At 58.4% G+C, this 2,529-nt stretch carries 1 protein-coding gene; it reads right to left on the bottom strand.

The features are described from left to right. Positions 1–386 precede the first annotated feature (386 nt). Positions 387–2,529 (bottom strand): sensor domain-containing phosphodiesterase (locus AB4043_RS22180; protein WP_442308117.1); only part of this gene is annotated, 2,143 nt, incomplete at its 5' end.

The following is a 2,529-nucleotide window of genomic DNA, read 5'->3' as shown; positions in this document are numbered from 1 at the left end:
TCTGGAAATTTCATACAACCGAAATTCCCAGATTCCCACCGCCTCCACCACTACCTGAAATCAAAAAAACTCAGATACATAAACCTACCGAGCAAAAAGTGTTACCCATCTGCCCGGTCTAAACTGTTACCTATCTCCCAGGCTGCACAACAAAACGTAGCGCCTTCGGCGCTTTGTTTAATTGCTTGCCTATCTATCCGCAAGGAGTCACCTGGATCGCGACGGCGTAAGCCGGTCCGCACCGGCAGGTGCGGATGTCTTGCTTAAGGACACGGCTTCAGCCGTGTCGTAGTGGAGGCGAAAGGTAGGCGGCTTCAGCCGCTGAGGTACCGTGGGTACCACCTTTGCCAATTTCTTCGCTTCACGATGAAATGACAACGCCGCCCTTACGAAGCCATCAGCTCCGTACGCATCTTGCTGTCGAGATGCCGCATCATCTCCGGCACCTCTTCCGCCGGAACCGGCTTCGAGAAGAGATAGCCCTGCCCGTATCCGCACTCGATGCGGATAAGCTGCGTCAATTGCTCCATGTTCTCGATACCCTCGGCCAGGACACGCATTCCCAACGCCTTGCCCAGAGCCACGATCGACCGTGGAAGACTCAGACTCTCTTCCGTCTGATCGATGCGCTGCACGAACGAGCGGTCCACCTTCAACGCATCGAAGGGGAAGCGATGGAGATAGCTCAGCGAGGAGTAGCCGGTGCCGAAGTCGTCCATATCGATACCAATGCCCAGTTCCTTGATCTCGCGGAAGAACTCACCGGTGGTGGTATCGCTGTTGATCAGAAGGCTCTCCGTCACCTCCAGCCGCAGGTTCTGCGGCGGAAGTCCGCTGTCCTGCAACTGATCGCGAATGAATCCCACCAGGCCCTTATCGCCGATCTGACGGCCGGAGATATTGACGGCGACGTTCATCTCATCGGTCAGAATTCCGTCCTTGCGCCACTGCTCTGCCTGCCTTATCGCCTGCCGCAGCGTGACCATGCCAAGCTCGCGGATCAGCCCCGTCTCTTCGGCCACGGGAATAAACTCTGCCGGCGAGATCATCTCTCCATCCGGATGCTTCCAGCGCACCAGCGCCTCAAAGCCGATAACCTGTCCGCTGCGTAGCGCTACCTTCGGCTGGTAGTAGAGAACAATCTCATCGCGCTCCAGCGCCCGCCGCAGATCAAGCTCCAGTTGCACCCGCTTTGCCGCATCCTCGCGCATGTGCGGAGCAAAGGCCACGTGGGCCGAGCGGCCGGAGTTCTTGGCGTGATACATGGCAAGATCAGCGTTCTCAAGCATGCTCTGCGCATCCCGTACCAATGCATCCGCGGTGGCAATTCCGATACTGGCCGAAAGGAAGAGCGTCTGCTCCCGGCTCACAATCGGAGCCTGCAGCACCTCCTGCAATCGCTGGACGTAGGTAGCAATATCCCCCTCGCCGGGAGCATGCGCCAGCAGAATGGCGAACTCATCACTGCTGAGACGGGCGGCACAGCTATGCGGCCGATCGGCGAGACTCTTGCGGATACGCGCTGCAATCTCGAGCAGAACGATATCGCCCTCCGCATGGCCCAGGCTGTCATTGATGCGCTTAAAGTGATCGATGTCGACATAGATCACGGCATACGTCTCGTCCTCGCTGGAAGACTTGTCGATGCGGCTCTGGATACGGTCAATGAACGATGCCCGGTTATGAAGATGGGTCAGCGGATCCGTGGCGCGAATGCGATTACGGTCGCTCAGTGCGCCGACCATGCGTTGTGGCTCGCCGGATGCGCCGGTCAGCAGCAGACCGCTGCATTCGACCCACCGCCACTCTCCATCACCATGCAGATAACGGAACTCGCAGCTGAAGTTCTGCTGGCCGTGTAACGCATGGGCAATCTCTTCATGGATCCGTTTACGGTCGCCCCGATGGATATGCCGGTAGCACCCGCGCAGGCTGGTGATGTGCTCCTGCCCTCCATAACCAAGCAGCGTGCTGCAGCGGGCGGAAAGATAGATCTCGCCGGAGCGAAGGTCCCAGTCCCAGATGCCATCAGAGGTCGCGCTGGTGGCCAGACGATAACGCTCGCTGGCAAGATCGATCTGCTGCTTGGCATACTCAAGCTGCAATGCGGTGGTGCGCTGGTCGATCAGGTAAGAGGCTGCATTGGCGAGATGGCGCAACAGCTCTGTCTCCCGCTCATTCAGAGTGCGCGGCTCACTGTCGATGATGCAGAAGCTGCCGAGACGTATGCCATTGGGCGTAACGATCGGAGAGCTGGCATAGAAGCGGATATACGGCTCTTCCACGACGAAGGGATTGGTCGCAAAGCGAGGATCGAGACGCGCATCGGGAATGATGGTTTCGCCTTCCGTCAGCAGAGAATGCGCGCAGAACGAGAGATCGCGCGGCGTCTCGCGGATGGGCGTTCCCTGGACTGATTTGAAGAACTGGCGGTCCTTATCGACCATCGAGATCAATGCGATAGGAACAGAGAAGATCTTGACCGCCATCGCTGTGAGCTGGTCGAACGCCGGCTCCGAAGGCGTGTCC

The organism is Terriglobus sp. YAF25, from assembly GCF_052113305.1.
Lineage (GTDB): Bacteria > Acidobacteriota > Terriglobia > Terriglobales > Acidobacteriaceae > Terriglobus.
The sequence above is the reverse complement of the archived record's forward strand: the minus strand, read 5'-3'. Positions and strand labels throughout refer to the sequence as shown.